We start from the raw sequence: 18865 nt of genomic DNA on the forward strand, positions 1-18865 counted from the left end.
AAAAACAGTCCTACTCTCTTCTCAGTCAAATATTCAATACCCTATTCAAGTATAAAATTCACATAGATATCACTTTATGTATGACTCAATCTTCCGAACAGTTCTCATTCTTGTTATTTATCATACGATAGTCGAATCTTTCCTGCAATCCAATAGTGCTTATTTCGAAGGTTTTTCTGTAAAAACTAGTATTTTACCATTAAAAAAAGCCCTTGCCAAGTTGGTAAGGGCCGTAAGTAGATCAATTCAAGACATTCTTAGCTTAAACAGTTACCCAGTTCAAGCGTTTAATTTCATCGTAGAATTCATCAAATTGTTTGAAGTCCATTTGCTGTGCAGAATCCGATAGGGCAACGGAAGGATCCGGATGCACTTCAGCCATAACACCGTCAGCACCGATTGCCAGAGCCGCTTTAGCCGTAGGAAGCAATAGATCGCGACGTCCAGTTGAATGCGTTACATCAACCATGACCGGTAAATGTGTTTCTTGTTTTAAGATCGGTACAGCAGAGATATCAAGTGTATTTCTTGTTGCTTTTTCGTAAGTGCGGATACCGCGTTCACAAAGGATGATGTTTCCATTGCCCTGCGACATGATGTATTCCGCTGCATGAATGAACTCTTCAATCGTTGCAGCCAATCCGCGTTTTAACAGAACTGGTTTATTTACTGCACCTGCCGCTTTTAGCAAGTCGAAATTCTGCATGTTCCGCGCCCCGATTTGGATGACATCGATATGATCGATCGCCGCTTCAATATCATTGGCACTCACGATTTCACTGATGACAGCCAAGCCGTATTCATCAGCAACGCGTTTAAGTATTTGTAAACCTTCCAAACCAAGCCCTTGGAAGTCATATGGAGATGTACGTGGCTTAAAGGCACCGCCGCGCATCAATTTCAAACCTTTAGCTTTAATGACTTCCGCCACCGCAGCTGTCTGCTCATAAGATTCAACGGCACATGGTCCGAAAACGAAGCTAGGGATCCCGTTACCTACCAATTCACCCTTGATGTCGATGATCGTGTCTTCAGCTTTTTGTTTTCTTGATACAAGAAGCGTCTTCTTCTGATCATCCTTTTGCAGCTCCAAGCCCAATTTAAAGATTTCTTTGAAAATATGTTTAATCGAACCAAGATCAAGCGGTCCTTGATTATTGGCTTCGATAAGATCCAGCATTGTTCTTTCACGGACCGGATCGTAACGGTTTACACCTTGTTTTTCTTTAACGCGACCAATTTCCTGTACAAGTTCAGCACGTTGATTAATAAGATGTAATAACTGAAGGTTCACATCATCCAGTTGATTACGAAGTCCATCAAGCTCTTTGTTGCTCATTACAAATCCATCCCTTCGTTTTTTAAAATAGAAATCGGTTCAGCGGATTCAAACTAAAAAAATCCCATCCGGATCCTCGAACATCCACCCCGATTGTTTTATCAATGAAAAATTTAGAATATTTCATGTATGATTAAATCAATTATAAATGAAGTGTCCATAAATGTCACTATATTTTTCTTTAATAATTAAACGCTTTTAAGCATTAAAGTTATAAATACTTAAAACTAGGTGCCGCTCATGCCAGAAAAACGATTACACAGAATATTGAAACACAATCCGTTGTAGGAATTATATTGGAAATAGAACAGGAAAGCTATCATTTAATTGATCATTTTTCACAAGAACATAGAAAAGTTTAAATTTTCTGCCACTCGTCCGAAGCCGAGAAATGTTTAAAGAGTCTTTACGGAAGGGCCTTCCTAGAAAAGGTTTCCCCAGGATTAACATCCTTAGGCCCGCCAATCAATGGAATAATAAAAGGCCGGACCCCTTACCAAAGGGATCCGGCCTTCCATTCATTCTGTAATGGCCTTGCTCAATGAATCATATGTAATCCGCCAATGAGATTCATTCCAGACAGGTTTTCCACCTTTAAAAAGGATGGCCTGAGGTGATTGATGTTTGACATCAAAAGTTTCTGCCACATAATTGGTTAGTGGACGAGCTTCCTGGACGGCCAAATAGGCCGTTTTAAGCTGTTCGTTCCCTAAGATGTACCTCTCATATTGTTCAAATGCTTCAGCACTTACAGGGCATGTTACGCTATGCTTGAAAAGCAGGAATGTATCCTCTTTTAGAAGCTCATTGAATTGTTCTTCTGTTTCGATTTTGCTCATGACCATATAGCAGTCTCCTTTCCTTGTCATATAAATTTTACCATCAAAAAGGCGATGAAGCCATCGAAGCACTTCACCGCCTTATTCTTCGTCCCTTAATGACTCTTCATTCCCATTAAAGGAATCCAGGGAGTTTAATTCTTTAGTTTACTTTCCGTTTCATCGAATGCCTTTTTCGCTTCATCAAGTTTTAATTTTGCCGCATTCTTGTTTCCGCTTGTAGGATCTGCAGGATTATTTTCCGAATCATTGCTGTTAGCAAAGTTCGTTTCGACGGATACGATAGGAGCATCTGTAGTTCCGGTTACATCAATATCCTTATTGCTTGAATTGGTTGTATCATCAGCAGCGTCGCCGTTTTCTTTTCCTGTTTTCAGGCTCTTCACTTTGTTGACGATATTCGAAGATTTATTGGAAACGATTTCCGTGACGGAGTTTGTTTTTTCCTTTGCAGTATCAGCAAGGACTGTACCTTTTTCCATCGCCGTTTGTCTTAATCTTTCTGTTTTCTCGGAAATGTTTCTAGCTTGTTCGTTGAAGTCATTCCTTAATTCCTTGCCTGTTTTCGGAGCCATGAACAAAGCAGTAGCCGCTCCGATCATCCCGCCGATCAAGGCGCCAATCATAAAGTCCTTAGAATTGATCGAGTCGCGTTCGTCCTCATATGATTTCTGATAGTCCTTTGTCGGAAATTCTTTTTGAGTCATAATACATTCCCCTTTCAATTTTCGATTCATTTTTATTTAACTAGATTTTATGATCTAGAACGTAAAAACCTTTTTTTAGGTAAGTTATCTGTCTCCAGCGCTTCCCTTTCTAACTCTGCCCTTTCAGTCGGGGTCGGGGCTGCCTGTTTGCTTCTGGACTTCCATTTGTCCCTGATCTCCATGGCTACATTGCTCCATTGTACAATTTGTGAGATTCTTTCTTGATTATTATCAATCTCAGCCTGCACTTTATGAGAAACCTTTTGGATGGAAGAATTAAAGCTGGAGATGGATGTACCTACATCCTTCACCGCATCCACCACCGTGTTCAGGTTTTCTGACTTTTGCTGCAAATCTTCAGCCAACGTATTCGTTTTATGTAATAACTGAGTAGTTTCGAGCGTTATGCCCTGCATTTGGCTCTCTAGTCCTGTCAGCGTCCGGGCCACACTGTCCAGGGTAGTTTGAAGTGATGTCAGTACCTTCGTTAGAAAAATAACGAGTACCAAAAAAGCTATCGCTGCAACAGCAGCACTTACGTATAAAATAATCTCCATTGGAACACCTCCGAAAAAAATCGACTTATTTAATAGCTGTTAGATATTAATTACCCCTTCCCTATCATTATAAACTTATTTATTTTTTCAATATACCCTATCAAACCCTAATCTGGAAATATTGTTGTCTGCATCCAGTTCCTCCGTGAAATTCATGGGTGACACTTATGACAGGAAATCGGGTATGATAGAAAAGATAAGTCGAATTTAAACAATGGAGGTATTTTTTATGAAAGATCCCAGAATTGGTACATTGGCCAAAAACTTAATCAATTATTCCGTGAAGCTTCAAAAAGGTGAAAAAATCTTGATCGAAAACTTTGGATTGCAGCGTGAACTTGTTAACGCACTTGTGAATGAAGCCTATGCAGCAGGTGGTTACCCATTCGTCCTGTTAAAGGATCACCAAGTGGATCGTGCCTTGCTGATGGGTGCCAAAGAAGAACAGTACAAGATGATGGGTGAGTTTGAAGCCAACGTAATGAAGCAGATGGATGCTTATATCGGGCTTCGTGCCGGGGATAATATCAATGAACAATCCGATGTCCCTTCAGAGAAGATGGCGATTCATGGACAGACAGTCGGTAAAGTACATAGAAATATCCGCGTGCCAAAAACAAAATGGGTCGTACTTCGCTACCCGACAAATTCCATGGCCCAATTGGCCAAAATGAGCACAGAAGCATTCGAAGACTTTTATTTCGAAGTCTGCAACCTCGACTATGGCAAAATGAGCGCAGCAATGGACAACCTTGTTGAATTGATGGATAAAACGGATAAGGTCCGCTTAACTGGGCCCGGTACGGATCTAACCTTCTCCATCAAAGACATTAAAGCCATCAAATGTGCGGGTGAGCTGAACATTCCTGACGGTGAAGTATATACGGCTCCAGTTAAAGATTCCATCAATGGAGTGATTTCGTATAATACTCCTTCCCCATATCAGGGTTTTACTTTTGAAAACGTGAAGTTGACATTCAAGGATGGAAAAATCGTTGAAGCGGTTGCGAATGATACGGAACGCATCAACAAAATTTTTGATACTGATGAAGGCGCACGATATGTCGGTGAATTTGCAATTGGTGTAAATCCTTATATTCTACACCCGATGCAAGATATCCTCTTTGATGAAAAAATTGATGGAAGTTTTCATTTCACTCCAGGACAATGCTATGATGATGCCTTTAACGGAAACCATTCAGACATTCACTGGGACCTGGTCAATATCCAGCGGCCTGAATATGGCGGCGGGGAAATCCATTTTGATGACGTCTTGATACGTAAGGACGGACGCTTCGTTTTACCGGAACTGGAAAATTTAAATCCGGAAAATTTAAAATAACCCAATAAAAAAACGACCGATCCGCTACAACGGATGGTCGTTTTTTTTTATTTTACCTGCAGTGAATGCTCATAGGCTGCTTGGAATTTTTGAATGTCCCCCGCACCCATGAATAACACGACACTGTTATCATGGTTTTGCAATATAGATGTTGTGTTCTCCGTAATCAGTTCGGCACCTGGAATCTTATCTTGAAGGTCTTCAATCGATAACTTTCCTTGATGTTCACGAGCAGATCCAAAAATTTCACATAAGTATACTTTGTCGGCCAAATTCAAGCTGTCGGCGAATTCATCCAGGAATGCCTGCGTTCTCGAGAAAGTATGCGGCTGGAATACAGCAACAACTTCACGCTCTGGATATTTCTGACGCGCCGAGTCCACAGTTGCAGAGATCTCGGTCGGATGGTGTGCATAATCATCAATGATGATCTGACTTCCGATTTCCTTTTCGGAGAACCGGCGTTTAACTCCGCCAAAAGTCCGCAATTGGGCTTTCACAGCTTCCGTATCCAAGTTTTCATATTTACAAAGTGCAATGACACCAAGTGCATTCAACACATTATGCTTTCCAAAAGTAGGAATAGTGAATGTATCATAGTAATTGTTCCTTACATGCACATCAAAAGTCGTGCCATCCGGAGTGACGAAAACATTTTTCGCTTGAAAATCATTTCCTTCTGCAAATCCGTAAAAAATAACCGGTACTTTCGCCTGAATATGTGGTAAATGCTCATCATCCCCGCACGCAATGATGCCTTTGTTGACTTGAAGGGCCATCGTTTGGAAAGCCTCGAACACGTCTTCGACATTAGCGTAATAATCTGGATGATCAAAATCGATATTCGTCATGATTGCATAATCCGGATAATAGGAAAGGAAATGACGGCGATATTCACATGCTTCGAATACGAAGTAATCAGAATTCACGATTCCTTTACCCGTTCCATCCCCAATCAGGAAGGATGTCGGTTTAGCGCCCCCCATTACATGGGCAAGTAAGCCGGTCGTCGATGTTTTACCATGCGCTCCCGTAACCGCCACGCTGATGAAGTTTTTCATGAAATCACCTAGGAAACGGTGATAACGGATAATCGGCAAATCAAGTTCTTTTGCCTTCAATATTTCCGGATGACTATCCGGAAACGCATTTCCTGCAATGATGGTCATTCCAGGTTGAATATTTTCCTCGTTGAAAGGAAGGATTTTAATCCCGGCTTTTTCTAATGCCAATTGTGTAAAAAATTCTTTTTCGTAATCGGAACCCTGCACTTCAATATTCATATCATGCAGTATTTGTGCAAGAGCACTCATACCCGACCCTTTAATTCCCACAAAATGGTAAGCAGTCATAAAGCGAACCTCCACCAATCGTCTACCTGTATGACAGTATATGACGTCATCTTTTATTTGTTTTTCCATTACGAGACTTGTTAGTAACGCAATTTCTTCATAGGTTTTCGAACTTTTATTTTCAATCATTCATCAACAAAAAACTATTATATCACTTTTTTATTCATTCATCCATGTCAGGGGGATGCCAATTTATCAAATCATTGGCTTTTCCCTCAATTAAGGTGATAAAAAAGGGTTTTCACCCTTTCACATTATATACAATTTCCTTTTATTAGGTTCTCTTAATTAACATGTAAAAATTCCAGCTCTTCTTGCGTAATCAATACATCCCTGGGCCTTGAGCCCCTGGATTCGGAAACGACCCCCTGTTGCTCCATCATTTCTATTAGACGCGATGCACGGTTATATCCGACACGGAAACGCCGTTGGACGCTCGATGCAGATGCTGCCTGCTGGCTCACGACAAATTCACATGCCTCGAAAAACAGTTCATCCGCTTCTTCCGTGACCTGGGCCCTGTTCAGCAAGTCTTCCTGTTCAAACAGGTATTTCGGCTGCTGCTCCCGTTTAACATGGTTGACCACTTGATCAATCTCTTCATCACTCACGAAAGTCCCTTGCAGGCGCACCGTTTTTGAAGAGCCGTTTTCAGCGAATAACATATCTCCTCTTCCCAAAAGTTTTTCTGCACCGCCGCTATCGATGATTGTACGGGAGTCCACTTGTGAAGAAACCGAAAAAGCGATCCTTGTCGGGATATTTGCCTTGATCAATCCAGTTATGACATCGACTGAAGGTCTTTGAGTGGCTACAATCAAATGGATGCCGCAGGCACGGGCCTTTTGAGCAATCCGGCAAATCGCTTCCTCTACATCAGCCGGGGACATCATCATTAGATCCGCAAGCTCATCGATGATCACCAGGATATACGGCAGCTTGCTTGAATATTGACCGGCTTTTTCCGCTTGTTCATTAAAGCGGGTGATATCACGTACACCGGCATGTACAAACAATTCATAACGCCGTTCCATCTCCTCTACAGCCCATTTCAACGCAGCCGTAGCGGCTTTTACATCGGTTATGACTGGACTGACCAAATGCGGGATCCGGTTATATGGGGCGAGCTCGACCATTTTCGGATCGATCAACAGTAATTTAAGCTCCTGCGGCGTCGCTTTATACAGCAAGCTGACCAGCATGGTGTTGATACAGACACTTTTCCCCGATCCCGTTTGCCCGGCTATCAAACCATGCGGCATCTTTCTCAAATCCGTGATGATCGGCTGACCGGATATATCGAGGCCTAAAGCCACGGCGAGCGGTGATTCATGCTCTTGAAACTCAGTACTTTCCAAAACCTCACGCAAAAATACCGGTTTGCTTTTCCTGTTCGGAATCTCGATGCCGATTGTATGTTTACCCGGAATGGGCGCTTCCATCCTCATATCCTGGGCAGCAAGGCTTAATTTGATGTCATCCATCAGGTTCGTCACTTTATTCACCTTCACTCCCGGCTCCGGATGCACCTCGAAACGAGTGACTGCCGGTCCTTGGGTGACATTGACGACCTTTGCACGGACATTGAAATTTTTCAATGTCTGATCAAGTAATACAGTCTGTTCCCCGAGCCACTCATCATCATGCACAGCATAAGTGGGAGGTGTCAGCAATTCGATATTCGGAAACACATAGTATGGATTATCATCCGCTTCCACGGAACCAAAAACTTCAAGGCCATTGCCCTGGCCACTTTCCGCTGTCTCTGTTAAAACTGCCTCTTGATACCCATCTCCAGAAATGGGGGATTCCTGTACTAGAAGGGGCTTAGGGTCGGAACCAATAATAGATTCAACTGTATTTTCAGGCTCGCCGGCGGTTTCGGTGTCCATAAAGGCAGGTGCAATGTCCCGGGTCTCCTCTTTCGGCATAACTCTGCCTGCCTCCGGTTTCCGTTCGGGAATGGCGGATGGTTCCGCTTGTCCCTCCTCCGATTGGGCAGCATCATCCATTGCTCGTTTATCAGGTGAGACTACTGCCCTTTCCGGATTAAGGCTTTTTTTTTCCGGCATCATTTTATTCATGAAGCCATTTTTTTCCCGATCTTGCTTAAGCATCATCACATTAAATGGAATATGTTTTTTCGGACTTTTAGGCTGCACTTCAGGTATTGCCTCAGATGAGTCACTTTCAGGCATTGTTCCTTGACTTACGGATGGTTGATTTGATTGTACAGCAGCCCCCCCATGAACGGATATCGCTTCAGGCCGTGTGTCGTCCGCCTGTTCCATGATGGATACGGCGACTTCGCGTCCAAAATCAACTTGGTCCTGTTCAATAGCCTCTTTTTCTACCTCAGGCTCAATTATGTTAGGCTCGCTTACCGTTTCTTCTGGCAATGACTCAATGGAATTTCTACGAAAGAAAGCGGGTATCTCCGTATCTTCCCTTTTTTTTTCCGCTTGTTCCGGTATAAGAACGGCGGGTTCTGCCGTCATTTCCTCATGTGACGCATCTTTTGAGATTTCAGGGATCGATACCGGAATCTCGATAGCGGGTTCTTCTTTTTTAAAGATGGGCATTTTGCTTTCCAATTCATATTCGACTATTTCTTCAGAAGGGACTATTTTTTTTTCCGGACGACGGAACCCGTAAATGGGTGATGGGATTTCCGTTGGGCGGAATGGAGTATTTGACGGGACTATTTTTGAATTTTCCTCCCGGTCAAAGCTTCTCCGTTTTGGTTCAGGATCCCTTACAGGCCTTCTCGTTGTTTCTTTAGTCACATTCTTCCCCTGTTTGGGTTCGTTGTCTTCCCTATTTCTTTCCCTAGGTTTTCTTTTATTCTGCTCCCGGTCTGGAATGAGCGGAAACTTGAACTGGCCTTTTGGATATTGAAACAGGATTTTCGTATCCGGGTCTGGAGTCTGGGACATTTTTTCCACTTTTTGATTGTAAACCTTTATTTCTTCTTTCTTTGACTTCGTAAGCTTCGAAAAATCCATTTTCCTCAATGTCTCTTCATCAAGCGGTTCATCTATAATAATCTCTTCGATTTCAATAATTTCCTCTGCTTGGAACCATTTTTTCATCTTATTTAGCCATTTCAAAACTATCACTCTTTCTACATCTGTAGTTATGTAACTAATTCTACCAGTTATTTTAAAAATATCGAGAAAATTTAAGCTAAATTAGGATTAGTTTCTACTTTTTTATTGCATTCTTGCTACCTTAACGTATTTCGCAGAACTCCTACCCTATTAAACCCCTTCTGCAATGGGTTTAAACCTATCATCACCAAATAACATTAGCCTCTAGTCTACTATTTAAATAAAACACAGCTGTTAAATCGCGTTTACAAAGAGATTAAGTTTTCATGCTGACTTGAAAACAGACTGGCCAATTCATTGCATCATCCTTCATGAAACCTCCGGCAGAATCCTATTGCCTGTCGCAACCCATAAAACACCGTTCGTTAATACCGAACGGTGTTTTGTGGGTTTCTCCGTTTTTTTTGCAAACGAAGACCAAAGGACTAGTTCCATTCATAAAAACGGCAAACAACCTGGGCCACTGATTTGGAACCGATCAAAAGGGCATCTTCATCAATGTCGAATTTAGGATGGTGATTGAAATATGCCTTCTCCACCCCTTTCGGTTTACAGCCAATGTAAAAGAAGCAGCCTGGTATCTTTTCTGCATAATACGAAAAATCTTCTGAACCTGAAAAAACCGGAAATCCGACTACCTTCTTAATTTCTTTGTCATTCATGCTTTCCAGGCTATTTTTCACGAATTCAGTCAGTTCAGGGTCATTGTATAGCGGAGGATAATCGGGCACATATGTAAGTTCGCACTGAACATTGAATGTTTTATCCATATTTTCAAAATATTTCAATTATATTATCACCGATTAAAAAATAAATATCAACTACAAGAGAGTTATAAACTCTATCAAACTTTAAAAGGACCGCTGCCAGATGCTGACACGGTCCTTTTGTGATTCCCTATATTATTGTTCACGCTTTTTGTTTTTACCCATAATGAAGATGGGCTCCAACTCATTTTCTTCGTAAAGGAATGATAGAGCCGTAATCGGAACATGACCGCTGGCAAAGAAGCTCATCGCCATTTGCGCCAGAATATCATAGCCCGTATCATTCTTCACATCGGCAATGATGATGACATCCTGATGGGGAATGGCCACAGCCATGGTTCCCTCGACCTTGTCCTTCATTTCCCGAAGCCATGATTCATTCAGGATCCTGCTGGCATCATATCCATCATTCGTGTTCAAAAAATAAAATGCATTACCTGCAACGATATCCGACTTCATTTCAGTGGAGAGCGAACGGGCATTAAAAAGGGCAATTTCTCGGATCCTGTCACCCTGCCAGTTTTCCCGTTGAATCATCTTTTCATCTATAAGACGGTAGGTTTTACCTAAATCAAGGGCATAAAAAATCCGGGTTTCAGCTGTATGCTCATCGAATAAAAACGGATTTCCGTCTTCCGATTCCATTGGAAAGGAGGTCGAGCGGATGACTGGGAAAATGAATTTCTCCTTGCCTTCCATGCTGTGTTCTCCCCCCATCACATTCAGGGCCTCTTCCACGTAATAAATAATTTCATCGATGGCCTTTTCCTGTACGTTTTCATAGTTAGCAAGTACAGGAGGCAACTCGATGGTGATCCCTTTCCCGGTCTTCACATTTTCCACCCGTAACGTATCTTGCTTGCTATCGAATTTGAATGTCCGACCCTCATCTTTTAAACGTTCCTTCAAAATATTTTTCAGCTTCGTGCTGTCCATTTTCATGACTGACCCTCCTCTTCATTGAAAAATCCCCAGCGAGAAGGGGATTTTGATTATAGTGATTGAATGAATTCCTCAATTTGTTCTTGCGTTTTGCGATCCTTGCTCACGAATCTGCCTAGCTCTTTACCATTATCATAGGCGATGAAACTTGGTATACCGAATACATCATTAGCCGCACACACATCGATGAATTCATCACGGTCCACATAAATGAATGTAAAATCAGGAAATTTCGTTTCTATCTCCGGCATTATCGGTTCGATTACACGGCAATCTCCACACCATGTAGCGGAAAAAAGAAAGATATGTTTGCCTTCATTTTTCAATGCATCATATTGCTCGACGGTTTGTAACTTTTCCATTTGAATATTCCTCCTGCTCTAAATGACACCTTAATTTTTATAATCCCATCATACCAGACTCTCCCCGAATCAACCATTAATACGGATCGGTTGAAAGGCAGGGGCCAGCTTATCTCTGGGGCACGGATGAAACGATTTCCATCATTTGTTTTGCATCGGTTTTTAATTGGTCTTTATCCGTTTCCGTTGTCAGTTTCACCCCGCCGATCCCCACTGCAAGCTCATACTTTTCTTTCGGTATTTCTTTAATTGAAATAAAGCCGAATTTATCATCAGTTTGAAAAGAATGCAGCACTTCAAATTGATCCTCTTGTTCCTTAATCGCCAAATATAACACGGAACTGTCTTCTTTTTCATTTGGATTGACAAATAATATATATATCTGATCACCTTTTTGTAAAATCAAGTTATTATCATGTTCTTCCACTACTTTAAAATCCTTGGGCAGATGGACCTGAATTAGCCCTGCCTCTTGATTGGGCTGTTTTTCATCGTCACGAAAAGCCACTTCAGCAGCCTTCATTGCCTTTTCGGTTTGTCTCTCGATCCCTGAGCAGCCTACGATCAAACTGCTTATCAACAGGATAACAAGGAAATTCTTATTCGATATAGCCATCGTCATTCCTCCAGCCGTCTCTTTTACTATCTTATGGATAATATTATCCTTATTTATGGAATTCATCCATTTTCTAAAAAACATGGTACAATGAAAGCAATTTTAATATCGAGGAGGAAAACAATGAAGTTAACCGTTTATCTTGCTGGGGAAATCCATTCAAATTGGAGAAGTGAGTTGAGAGATAAGGCCGCTGCACTGAAGCTTCCATTAGAATTCGTCGGCCCGATGGAAAATCATGAACGCTCCGATAATATCGGTGAAGATGTCCTCGGTGAACAGCCGAATCCTATCCTGAAGGATGCAGCCGCTTCCCAAATCAATAATTTGCGGACAGGTCTTTTGATGAAAAAAGCCGATCTTGTCGTCGCTCTGTTTGGCGAGAAATATAAGCAGTGGAATACTGCCATGGATGCAAGCACCGCCATTTCCCTGGGGAAACCGCTTATTTTGATTCGCCCGGAAACCCATCACCATGCCTTAAAGGAATTATCGGAAAAGGCGAGTGTCACGGTCGAATCCGTGAACCAAGCCATGAAGGTGCTTTCCTATATTTTTGAAGACGGGCTGTAAATCTCCCTGCCCTTAACCAGCACAAAAATGAAGGGCTGATCATTCTATTTACAAATAAAAAAGCTTGCAGGGACAAATTAGATGCCTAACCCCCTGCAAGCGAATAACGAATGATTTTGATGGTTGAATACTATCCCTTTTTAATCGGAATCCAAATTTCGGAGTAATAGTCAGGGTTTGAAGCATCCGCATTGTCGTATACTTCCAATTCAGGAGTTCCGGCATGTTCATGACCGCTCGTAGGGAACCATTCGGAAAAAATCCGCTTCCAAGCTTGTTGCATGCTATCAGGCATAGGTCCGTGAACTTCAAATACAACCCACTTGGAAGCCGGTATCGTAAGGGTCGAAAACTCTTCAGGCACTTTCCCGGCATACTCTGCACCTATCCAATAATCCATCGTTTCACTTTTTTCCACATTACGCTTATCGACACATACACCAAGCAAACCATTTATTTGGCCATTGTTCAACTTCGCTAACCTATCTCCTGTTCCATTCGAATTGACTTTCTCCCACAACTTTGGAATCCCAATCAAATTCTCTTCATTAACCAAGGAAAACTCTTGCTTGATTCCTATCAATTGAAAGGAATCCCTTTCAAGGATATTGTATTTCATCGGTTTTGCCCCTTTCAGAATGACCTGTATCATCAGGCGTTCATAGAATTTCAGCTTCCCCATATACTTTCGCGCTTCGCTTGGAGATACCCCATGCTGCCTTCGAAAAGCTTTTGAGAATGCCTCGGGGGTGTCATAGCCGTACTTGTAGGCTAAATCAATGACCTTGCCATTTGTGGATGATATCTCCTGGGCAGCTAAAGTCAGTCTTCGGCGCCGGATATATTCACCAATGGAAATATCCGTTAAAATGGTGAAGGTCCGTTGAAAATGAAAAGCCGAAGCATTCGCCTGCCTGGAAATGCTCTCGATCGTAAGGTCCTCCAATAAGTGCTCTTCGATATAGTCGATGGCCTTTTGGATTGACTCTGCCCACCCCATATTCGCTCACCCCTTGTCACTATAGTACCAAGACCGCTCAATAAAACCCTGTCTTATTCTGCTCAGTTTTGGCAGTGTTCGTTTCCATTCGAAGACGCCTTTCCATGACAGTGATTCATAAATCGTGCTTTCTCATTTTCAGCTTATATTCGTGTTGACCGGCTAGCATCCTCATGATATGAAGGAACATTTCTCCCCTCGTGATTCGCTCATTTGTAAATACGCCGATCGCCCCTTCCTTTTTGCTAATATTCTCTTGCTTTGTGAAGGCGTCCATCACCGGGCCCAACTCTTCACCGTCCAGCACCTTCCCGGCAACGATTCCCGGAACCGGGATTCTCGCTCCGGCAGCTACAAAAACCTCACCGCCCCTCGTGGCCATTGCACCCCAATTACACAGAAACAGGGCTTGTCCCATTTTCACGACACCGCCTTCAAGTCCAATACCCATATCGGCATCACTGTGAATCAAGCAATTCCGGGCACGTGTCATGGCCCCCTCCATCGTTTCCTCATCTGAAAAAGGCTGTTCCGGAACCCCGCTCTCCACTTGAAGCGAAATGATTTCAGCATCTTCATATACACCAAGCACGGCACTTACTTTCGCCGGATTCTTACTGCCTACTGCTATTTTCAATATAATTACCTTCCTTCTATGTAAAAAAAGCTGATGGAAAAGGATTCATGACTGCATCCCTTTCCATTTCAGCTTCCTCCATCAAGCGTTTTTTATCAAGGTTTCGAATGTCGTTTTATCACAGGAACGAACCAATTTCCCTATCAGTTCACGGGCAGCGGCATAATCATCAATATGAATCATGGATGCATGTGTATGAATATAGCGGGAACAAATGCCGATCACCCCGCTTGGAATGCCTTCGTTTGCAATATGGACTTGCCCTGCATCCGTGCCGCCCTGAGAAACGAAATATTGATACGGAATCTCATTCGATTCGGCCGTATCAAGGATGAATTCCCTCATGCCGCGATGCGTAACCATCGAACGATCAAAAATGCGGAGCAGTGCCCCTTTTCCCAACTGGCCAAATTCACTTTTACTGCCGGACATATCGTTCGCCGGACTTGCATCCAAAGCAAAGAAAAGATCCGGTTTGATCATATGTGCTGCAGTTTGCGCACCCCGTAATCCCACTTCCTCCTGGACGGTTGCCCCGGAATATAAGACATTCGGCAGCGTTTCACCTTTTAAATCTTTTAACAATTCAATCGCAAGTCCGCAGCCATAACGATTATCCCACGCTTTTGCGAGGATTTTCTTCTCATTGGCCATCGGCGTGAATGGACAAATCGGTACAATCTGCTGACCGGGCTTAATACCGATTCTCTTCACATCTTCCTTATCATCCGCCCCAATATCAATCAGCATATTTTTGATATCCATTGGTTTTGAGCGTTGCGACTCATCAAGCAAATGGGGCGGAATCGAACCGATGACACCAATGACCGGACCGTTATCGGTTATGATCTCGACTCTTTGGGCCAAAAGCACTTGGCTCCACCAGCCTCCTAGGGTCTGAAAGCGAATCATTCCATTTTCTGTTACAGATGTGACCATGAATCCCACTTCATCCATGTGCCCGGCAACCAGGACGGTCGGCCCATCCTCATTGCCTCTTTTCACGCCAAATATTCCGCCGAGGCGATCTTGGACGATTTCGTCCGAATACTTTTGCAACTCACTCTTCATGAAACTCCGAACTGCATGTTCATTTCCCGAGGCTCCCGGTAATTCCGTCAATGTTTTAAAAAGCTCCAAAGTCTCATGATTCATTTTTCTACCCCTAACTATGTATTGTTTCTTTCTATTTTACAAAACTTAGCATCATGTTACACTAGAAAGTTCTAATTTATCAGTTTATGGGTAAAATTTCAAATTATTAGTCAAATAAAGCGTTCTTCTGTATACTAGAAGAAGTGATTTTATAAAATGCAATGGAGGAGAAATCAATGAATTGGAAAACGTTTTTACTAGGTACTGCTGCCGGGTTTGCTGCTGGCTATGCAGCAAAACAATTATTGGATCAATCAAGTAAACCTTCTCCCGATAAAGTCTTGGCCCAAGTGAAGGAAACAGTCAAAAAGGACGGAAATATATATGGCTCATGGATCTTGATGAAGCCGGAGAACTATACAAAAAACGATTTGGACTATGAAGTGTACAAAGGCGGGATCACCAGAAATACAGAAGGGAAACGCGAGCAATTCGAATTTGTTGCAGATGCTTCGACAGGAACGATATTGGAGCTTAATGCTCAAAATGATTGAAACAAAAAAAGGAGGGCCGTCAGATGACGTCCTCCTTTCGCTTTCCTTTTAACGCTTCCGTTTCAATTCGGCTAGTATCTCCTTACCCGTTGCATCCCATTTGATGGCACAGTATTGGGCATCATGGTAAAAGCTATACCAGGACCCATTTTCCAGTCCGGATTTCATCCACTTTTCCTTTGCCTCGATGGAAGTCATGGGATAATCATCATAAGCGAGGACCCAGAGGACATTCGCATGCGCGTGCGTCGGCATGATATCTGCCATGTGGATCAATCTATCCCCGCCATCTTCTATGATGATGATCGCATGTCCATCACTATGCCCCCCGGTATGGATCATTTTAATGCCGGCCGCAATTTCCTGTTCCCCTTCAAAAGGACGTACAAGAGAAGCGACAGCCTCCCAGTTTTCTGACCAATATGTACTTTTTGAACGAATATTCGGGTTTTTCATTTCCGCCCATTCCGTTTTGGTCGTGATGATTTCTGCACGCTCGAAAACAGGCACCCACGTTTCACCTTCACGTTTCGTCAACCCGCAGGCATGATCGAAATGTAGATGGGTCATTAAAATGTAATCGATATCATTTGGCTGAATCCCAAGTCTGCCAAGATCTTCGACAAGATTGGATTCCTCCGTCACCCCAAAATTCCGTTTCTGCTTGTCATTCATCTTTCCATTGCCAATGCCGGAATCTATAAGCATATTCAATCCATTAGCCTGGACCAAAATCGGATCCGTACGTAACTCGATTTGGTTATTTTGGTTAACGGGATACTTCTTGGACCAAAGCGGTTTCGGTACAACACCGAACATCGCACCGCCATCCAAGTGTGTCACACCGCCATTCAACCATGTTAATTTTATTTCCCCTATTTGCATCGTTTCCATTTTACCCCTCCTCTGCCTTTAGTTTAACACCCGCTTCCATATATTGAAATTGATAACAATCAAGTCATCCCCGTGAATCATAAACAAACAAAAAAACCAGATGCTGTGCACCTGGTTTCTGATCGTTGATTATTGGAACATTGCTTCCAATCGGTATATCCGATTGCCTTTACTCGAGAACTTTTCTTCATATTCAGTCATGATGTTGCCTTCAAAACTGCTGTTATGCAAATCAAGGCTTACAAATTTCAAGAGCATGCCGTATTCGGAAATACTTTTCAAGGAAGATTCGAATAACCCTTGATTATCCGTCTTGAAGTGAATCTCGCCTTTGTCTGGCAGGATGCCTTCATATACTTCGAGGAAGGTCTTATATGTTAACCGACGTTTTGCATGACGTGATTTCGGCCATGGATCAGAGAAATTCAAGTAGACGCGATCCACGTCACCTTTTGCAAAATAGTCCCCTAAGTTCGCTGCGTCAACATTCAACAGCTTTAAATTTGGAACATCCGCTTCAATCAGCAAGTCCAATGCAGCGACAATGACGCTTCCATATACTTCAATTCCAATGAAATTCACATCAGGATGGGCCTTTGCCATTTCTGTGATGAAACGGCCTTTTCCCGTACCCACTTCAATATATAACGGATTATCGTTTCCGAAAACTTCATGCCATTTACCTTTATGGCTCACTGGCTGCTGAATTACATATTGTGGAAAATCATTCAAACGGTCTTCAGCCCAAGGTTTATTTCTTAAACGCATGATGACACCCCTATTTATAATATAATCGTTCAAACCATAACACGAGTGTATGGATTCCTGCAAGTTGATTTTTTCAGGAAACACCCACTGGTCAAATAAAAAAACTGCCGGCCATCCAGGCGACAGTCACTGTAGTTTTCATGTATAAAACTTTCAGCAAAACACACCATAAATAAGTGAAGGGCAGGCGGGCACCACCTGGGAATCCCTTGAATCCATGTTTAAGAAAGGAGAGGCATTATATGCCGCTTTCCCATGAACACCAAATGTCACTATTGAAAGATATATTGACCAACCATCAAACAGACTGCTGCGGATCCGTTTCTGAATGTGAACAGGTTGAAAGGCTCGTCAAATCCTTAATGATCAATATGGAAATTGACAGCAATGTGAAAACGATACTGACGGAGATTTACGAATACAGTCAGACGGGCATCGGTACCGCCGATTTAGATGCACATATTTCAACCCACCAGAACGACCTGTCCCAGTGGGTGGATGATATAGATCAATTCTGATCAGCTGACCATCAATAAAGCTTCCAGTTTTTGCAGTAATTCATTTCTTTCCCCGTACCGCTTCCTGCGATGATGCCATTGGATGGAAAGCACAAGTTGTGAAACCGTGTGCCATTTCATCCTCATCTCCAGGCCTGCGTCAAGCTTCTTGCCGTAACGGGCAAGCCATTGATTCCATTCTTCCCTCGGGACATATGAATAAAGGAGTATGCCGAGGTCAATGGCCGGATCGCCTATGACCGCTCCGTCCCAATCAATCAGGAACAATCCGTCCGTTTCTGTCATGAGCCAATTATTGTGGTTCACATCACAATGACAGACGACTTTTTCGTCGCATTCAATCAACAGGAGATTGTTCTGTAAAAAATGGATGGCCTGTTTGATAATCGGAATGTCCGTAACATCCGAAGATAACCCGGTTTCTATGTCTGTAAGTATACTTTCAGGTCGTAAAGGGGATTTCCCAAGCCTTTTGAGCATGCTTAACAAAGGATCGGATTGATGAATTTTTTGAAGCAGCTTTGCGACTCTTATATTGTTCATTTCCTGCTGAGATAGCTCCCTGCCTTCCATCCAATGCTGGGCCGTAATTACATCCCCATTTTCCAGGCGTTTTGTCCACATTAACTTTGGAACAATGCCCTCAGCTGAAAGAACAGCTAAAAATGGCGATGAATTTCGTTTAAGGAAGAGCTTCTGCCCCTCTTTCTCGGCAATAAAGGCTTCTCCCGTAGCTCCTCCAGCAGGGGATATATCCCACTCCTGACCTAATAAATGTTCCAACTGGTTCACCTTCGATTTCCTCGCTTAATCATACAAATGTGGGTACGTTCACCTAGTGTATGTATTACCACTACTTTGAGTCCATGTTTTATAAAAAATCCGCCTGCTGG

At 42.7% G+C, this 18865-nt stretch carries 20 protein-coding genes; 4 read left to right on the plus strand and 16 right to left on the minus strand.

Annotation, left to right across the window (positions count from 1 at the left end; all coding sequences use genetic code 11):
* Positions 1–262 precede the first annotated feature (262 nt).
* The 4 genes from ACJ9PY_RS19580 to ACJ9PY_RS19595 form a co-directional block, all read right to left on the minus strand.
* Positions 263–1339, minus strand: coding sequence for a bifunctional 3-deoxy-7-phosphoheptulonate synthase/chorismate mutase (locus ACJ9PY_RS19580; RefSeq protein ID WP_034309244.1), 1077 nt, complete (start codon positions 1337–1339; stop codon positions 263–265).
* 518 nt (positions 1340–1857) lie between these two features.
* Positions 1858–2184 carry a bacillithiol system redox-active protein YtxJ gene (gene ytxJ / locus ACJ9PY_RS19585; RefSeq protein WP_411738778.1) on the minus strand — a complete coding sequence of 109 codons (327 nt, stop codon included), beginning with the start codon at positions 2182–2184 and terminating at the stop codon, positions 1858–1860.
* 128 nt (positions 2185–2312) lie between these two features.
* Positions 2313–2885, minus strand: a complete 573-nt coding sequence (locus ACJ9PY_RS19590) for a YtxH domain-containing protein (RefSeq protein WP_034309249.1) — start codon at positions 2883–2885, stop codon at positions 2313–2315.
* Between the two features lie 47 nt (positions 2886–2932).
* Positions 2933–3442, minus strand: a complete 510-nt coding sequence (locus ACJ9PY_RS19595) for a DUF948 domain-containing protein (protein ID WP_034309251.1) — start codon at positions 3440–3442, stop codon at positions 2933–2935.
* Positions 3443–3671: 229 nt separating this feature from the next.
* On the opposite strand from ACJ9PY_RS19595, the gene ACJ9PY_RS19600 reads away from it, so the two are divergent.
* On the plus strand, positions 3672–4784 hold the full coding sequence (locus ACJ9PY_RS19600; RefSeq protein WP_057276734.1) for an aminopeptidase: 1113 nt from the start codon (positions 3672–3674) through the stop codon (positions 4782–4784).
* A gap of 47 nt (positions 4785–4831) precedes the next feature.
* Here ACJ9PY_RS19600 and murC read toward each other — a convergent pair whose 3' ends face one another.
* The 6 genes from murC to ACJ9PY_RS19630 form a co-directional block, all read right to left on the minus strand.
* Positions 4832–6136, minus strand: coding sequence for a UDP-N-acetylmuramate--L-alanine ligase (gene murC, locus ACJ9PY_RS19605; RefSeq protein ID WP_411738779.1), 1305 nt, complete (start codon positions 6134–6136; stop codon positions 4832–4834).
* 284 nt (positions 6137–6420) lie between these two features.
* Positions 6421–9246 carry a DNA translocase FtsK gene (locus ACJ9PY_RS19610; RefSeq protein ID WP_411738780.1) on the minus strand — a complete coding sequence of 942 codons (2826 nt, stop codon included), beginning with the start codon at positions 9244–9246 and terminating at the stop codon, positions 6421–6423.
* A 425-nt stretch (positions 9247–9671) separates the two neighbouring features.
* On the minus strand, positions 9672–10034 hold the full coding sequence (locus tag ACJ9PY_RS19615; protein WP_411738781.1) for a M20/M25/M40 family metallo-hydrolase: 363 nt from the start codon (positions 10032–10034) through the stop codon (positions 9672–9674).
* 114 nt (positions 10035–10148) lie between these two features.
* Positions 10149–10955, minus strand: coding sequence for a DUF1444 domain-containing protein (locus tag ACJ9PY_RS19620; RefSeq protein WP_057276737.1), 807 nt, complete (start codon positions 10953–10955; stop codon positions 10149–10151).
* A gap of 50 nt (positions 10956–11005) precedes the next feature.
* Positions 11006–11317, minus strand: coding sequence for a thioredoxin family protein (locus tag ACJ9PY_RS19625; protein ID WP_034309264.1), 312 nt, complete (start codon positions 11315–11317; stop codon positions 11006–11008).
* 109 nt (positions 11318–11426) lie between these two features.
* Entirely contained in the window at positions 11427–11933 is a 507-nt protein-coding gene (locus ACJ9PY_RS19630; protein ID WP_145504565.1) for a hypothetical protein, read from the minus strand.
* A 123-nt stretch (positions 11934–12056) separates the two neighbouring features.
* Here ACJ9PY_RS19630 and ACJ9PY_RS19635 point away from each other — a divergent pair, with 123 nt between their 5' ends.
* Positions 12057–12506, plus strand: coding sequence for a YtoQ family protein (locus ACJ9PY_RS19635; protein WP_048682245.1), 450 nt, complete (start codon positions 12057–12059; stop codon positions 12504–12506).
* Positions 12507–12636: 130 nt separating this feature from the next.
* Here the strand turns inward: ACJ9PY_RS19635 and ACJ9PY_RS19640 are convergent, their stop codons facing one another.
* The 3 genes from ACJ9PY_RS19640 to ACJ9PY_RS19650 form a co-directional block, all read right to left on the minus strand.
* Positions 12637–13506 (minus strand): AraC family transcriptional regulator, encoded by an 870-nt coding sequence (locus tag ACJ9PY_RS19640; protein ID WP_328176329.1) that lies wholly within the window; start codon positions 13504–13506, stop codon positions 12637–12639.
* Between the two features lie 115 nt (positions 13507–13621).
* Positions 13622–14143: a DUF84 family protein gene (locus tag ACJ9PY_RS19645; protein WP_098864022.1), complete on the minus strand. Its 522-nt coding sequence runs from the start codon at positions 14141–14143 to the stop codon at positions 13622–13624.
* A gap of 81 nt (positions 14144–14224) precedes the next feature.
* Positions 14225–15298, minus strand: a complete 1074-nt coding sequence (locus ACJ9PY_RS19650; protein WP_063575470.1) for a M42 family metallopeptidase — start codon at positions 15296–15298, stop codon at positions 14225–14227.
* Positions 15299–15474: 176 nt separating this feature from the next.
* Between ACJ9PY_RS19650 and ACJ9PY_RS19655 the strand changes: the two genes are divergently transcribed.
* Positions 15475–15792, plus strand: a complete 318-nt coding sequence (locus ACJ9PY_RS19655; RefSeq protein ID WP_034309283.1) for a PepSY domain-containing protein — start codon at positions 15475–15477, stop codon at positions 15790–15792.
* Positions 15793–15840: 48 nt separating this feature from the next.
* On the opposite strand, the gene ACJ9PY_RS19660 is transcribed toward ACJ9PY_RS19655, so the two are convergent.
* On the minus strand, positions 15841–16686 hold the full coding sequence (locus ACJ9PY_RS19660) for a YtnP family quorum-quenching lactonase (protein ID WP_411738782.1): 846 nt from the start codon (positions 16684–16686) through the stop codon (positions 15841–15843).
* 129 nt (positions 16687–16815) lie between these two features.
* Complete coding sequence (gene trmB / locus ACJ9PY_RS19665; protein WP_034309290.1) at positions 16816–17454, minus strand: tRNA (guanosine(46)-N7)-methyltransferase TrmB; 639 nt, start codon at positions 17452–17454, stop codon at positions 16816–16818.
* A 242-nt stretch (positions 17455–17696) separates the two neighbouring features.
* On the opposite strand from trmB, the gene ACJ9PY_RS19670 reads away from it, so the two are divergent.
* Entirely contained in the window at positions 17697–17972 is a 276-nt protein-coding gene (locus ACJ9PY_RS19670) for a YtzH-like family protein (RefSeq protein WP_034309293.1), read from the plus strand.
* On the opposite strand, the gene ACJ9PY_RS19675 is transcribed toward ACJ9PY_RS19670, so the two are convergent.
* The gene (locus ACJ9PY_RS19675) at positions 17973–18755 is read right to left on the minus strand and encodes a phosphotransferase (RefSeq protein WP_411738783.1); all 783 of its coding nucleotides are present in this window, start codon (positions 18753–18755) and stop codon (positions 17973–17975) included.
* Between the last annotated feature and the right edge of the window lie 110 nt (positions 18756–18865).

The sequence above is a fragment of the Peribacillus sp. S4 genome, assembly GCF_046715815.1.
In the GTDB taxonomy this organism is placed as follows: Bacteria; Bacillota; Bacilli; order Bacillales; family DSM-1321; genus Peribacillus; species Peribacillus frigoritolerans.

Bases quoted from the DNA above. Each gene is read 5' to 3' on its own strand.
- ACJ9PY_RS19580 (WP_034309244.1), bottom strand. From the start codon at position 1,339: ATGAGCAACAAAGAGCTTGATGGACTTCGTAATCAACTGGATGATGTG.
- ACJ9PY_RS19635 (WP_048682245.1), top strand. From the start codon at position 12,057: ATGAAGTTAACCGTTTATCTTGCTGGGGAAATCCATTCAAATTGGAGA.
- ACJ9PY_RS19595 (WP_034309251.1), bottom strand. From the start codon at position 3,442: ATGGAGATTATTTTATACGTAAGTGCTGCTGTTGCAGCGATAGCTTTT.
- ACJ9PY_RS19650 (WP_063575470.1), bottom strand. From the start codon at position 15,298: ATGAATCATGAGACTTTGGAGCTTTTTAAAACATTGACGGAATTACCG.
- ACJ9PY_RS19590 (WP_034309249.1), bottom strand. From the start codon at position 2,885: ATGACTCAAAAAGAATTTCCGACAAAGGACTATCAGAAATCATATGAG.
- ytxJ (WP_411738778.1), bottom strand. From the start codon at position 2,184: ATGGTCATGAGCAAAATCGAAACAGAAGAACAATTCAATGAGCTTCTA.
- ACJ9PY_RS19640 (WP_328176329.1), bottom strand. From the start codon at position 13,506: ATGGGGTGGGCAGAGTCAATCCAAAAGGCCATCGACTATATCGAAGAG.
- ACJ9PY_RS19655 (WP_034309283.1), top strand. From the start codon at position 15,475: ATGAATTGGAAAACGTTTTTACTAGGTACTGCTGCCGGGTTTGCTGCT.
- ACJ9PY_RS19660 (WP_411738782.1), bottom strand. From the start codon at position 16,686: ATGGAAACGATGCAAATAGGGGAAATAAAATTAACATGGTTGAATGGC.
- ACJ9PY_RS19630 (WP_145504565.1), bottom strand. From the start codon at position 11,933: ATGGCTATATCGAATAAGAATTTCCTTGTTATCCTGTTGATAAGCAGT.
- ACJ9PY_RS19670 (WP_034309293.1), top strand. From the start codon at position 17,697: ATGCCGCTTTCCCATGAACACCAAATGTCACTATTGAAAGATATATTG.
- ACJ9PY_RS19625 (WP_034309264.1), bottom strand. From the start codon at position 11,317: ATGGAAAAGTTACAAACCGTCGAGCAATATGATGCATTGAAAAATGAA.
- ACJ9PY_RS19600 (WP_057276734.1), top strand. From the start codon at position 3,672: ATGAAAGATCCCAGAATTGGTACATTGGCCAAAAACTTAATCAATTAT.
- trmB (WP_034309290.1), bottom strand. From the start codon at position 17,454: ATGCGTTTAAGAAATAAACCTTGGGCTGAAGACCGTTTGAATGATTTT.
- murC (WP_411738779.1), bottom strand. From the start codon at position 6,136: ATGACTGCTTACCATTTTGTGGGAATTAAAGGGTCGGGTATGAGTGCT.
- ACJ9PY_RS19620 (WP_057276737.1), bottom strand. From the start codon at position 10,955: ATGAAAATGGACAGCACGAAGCTGAAAAATATTTTGAAGGAACGTTTA.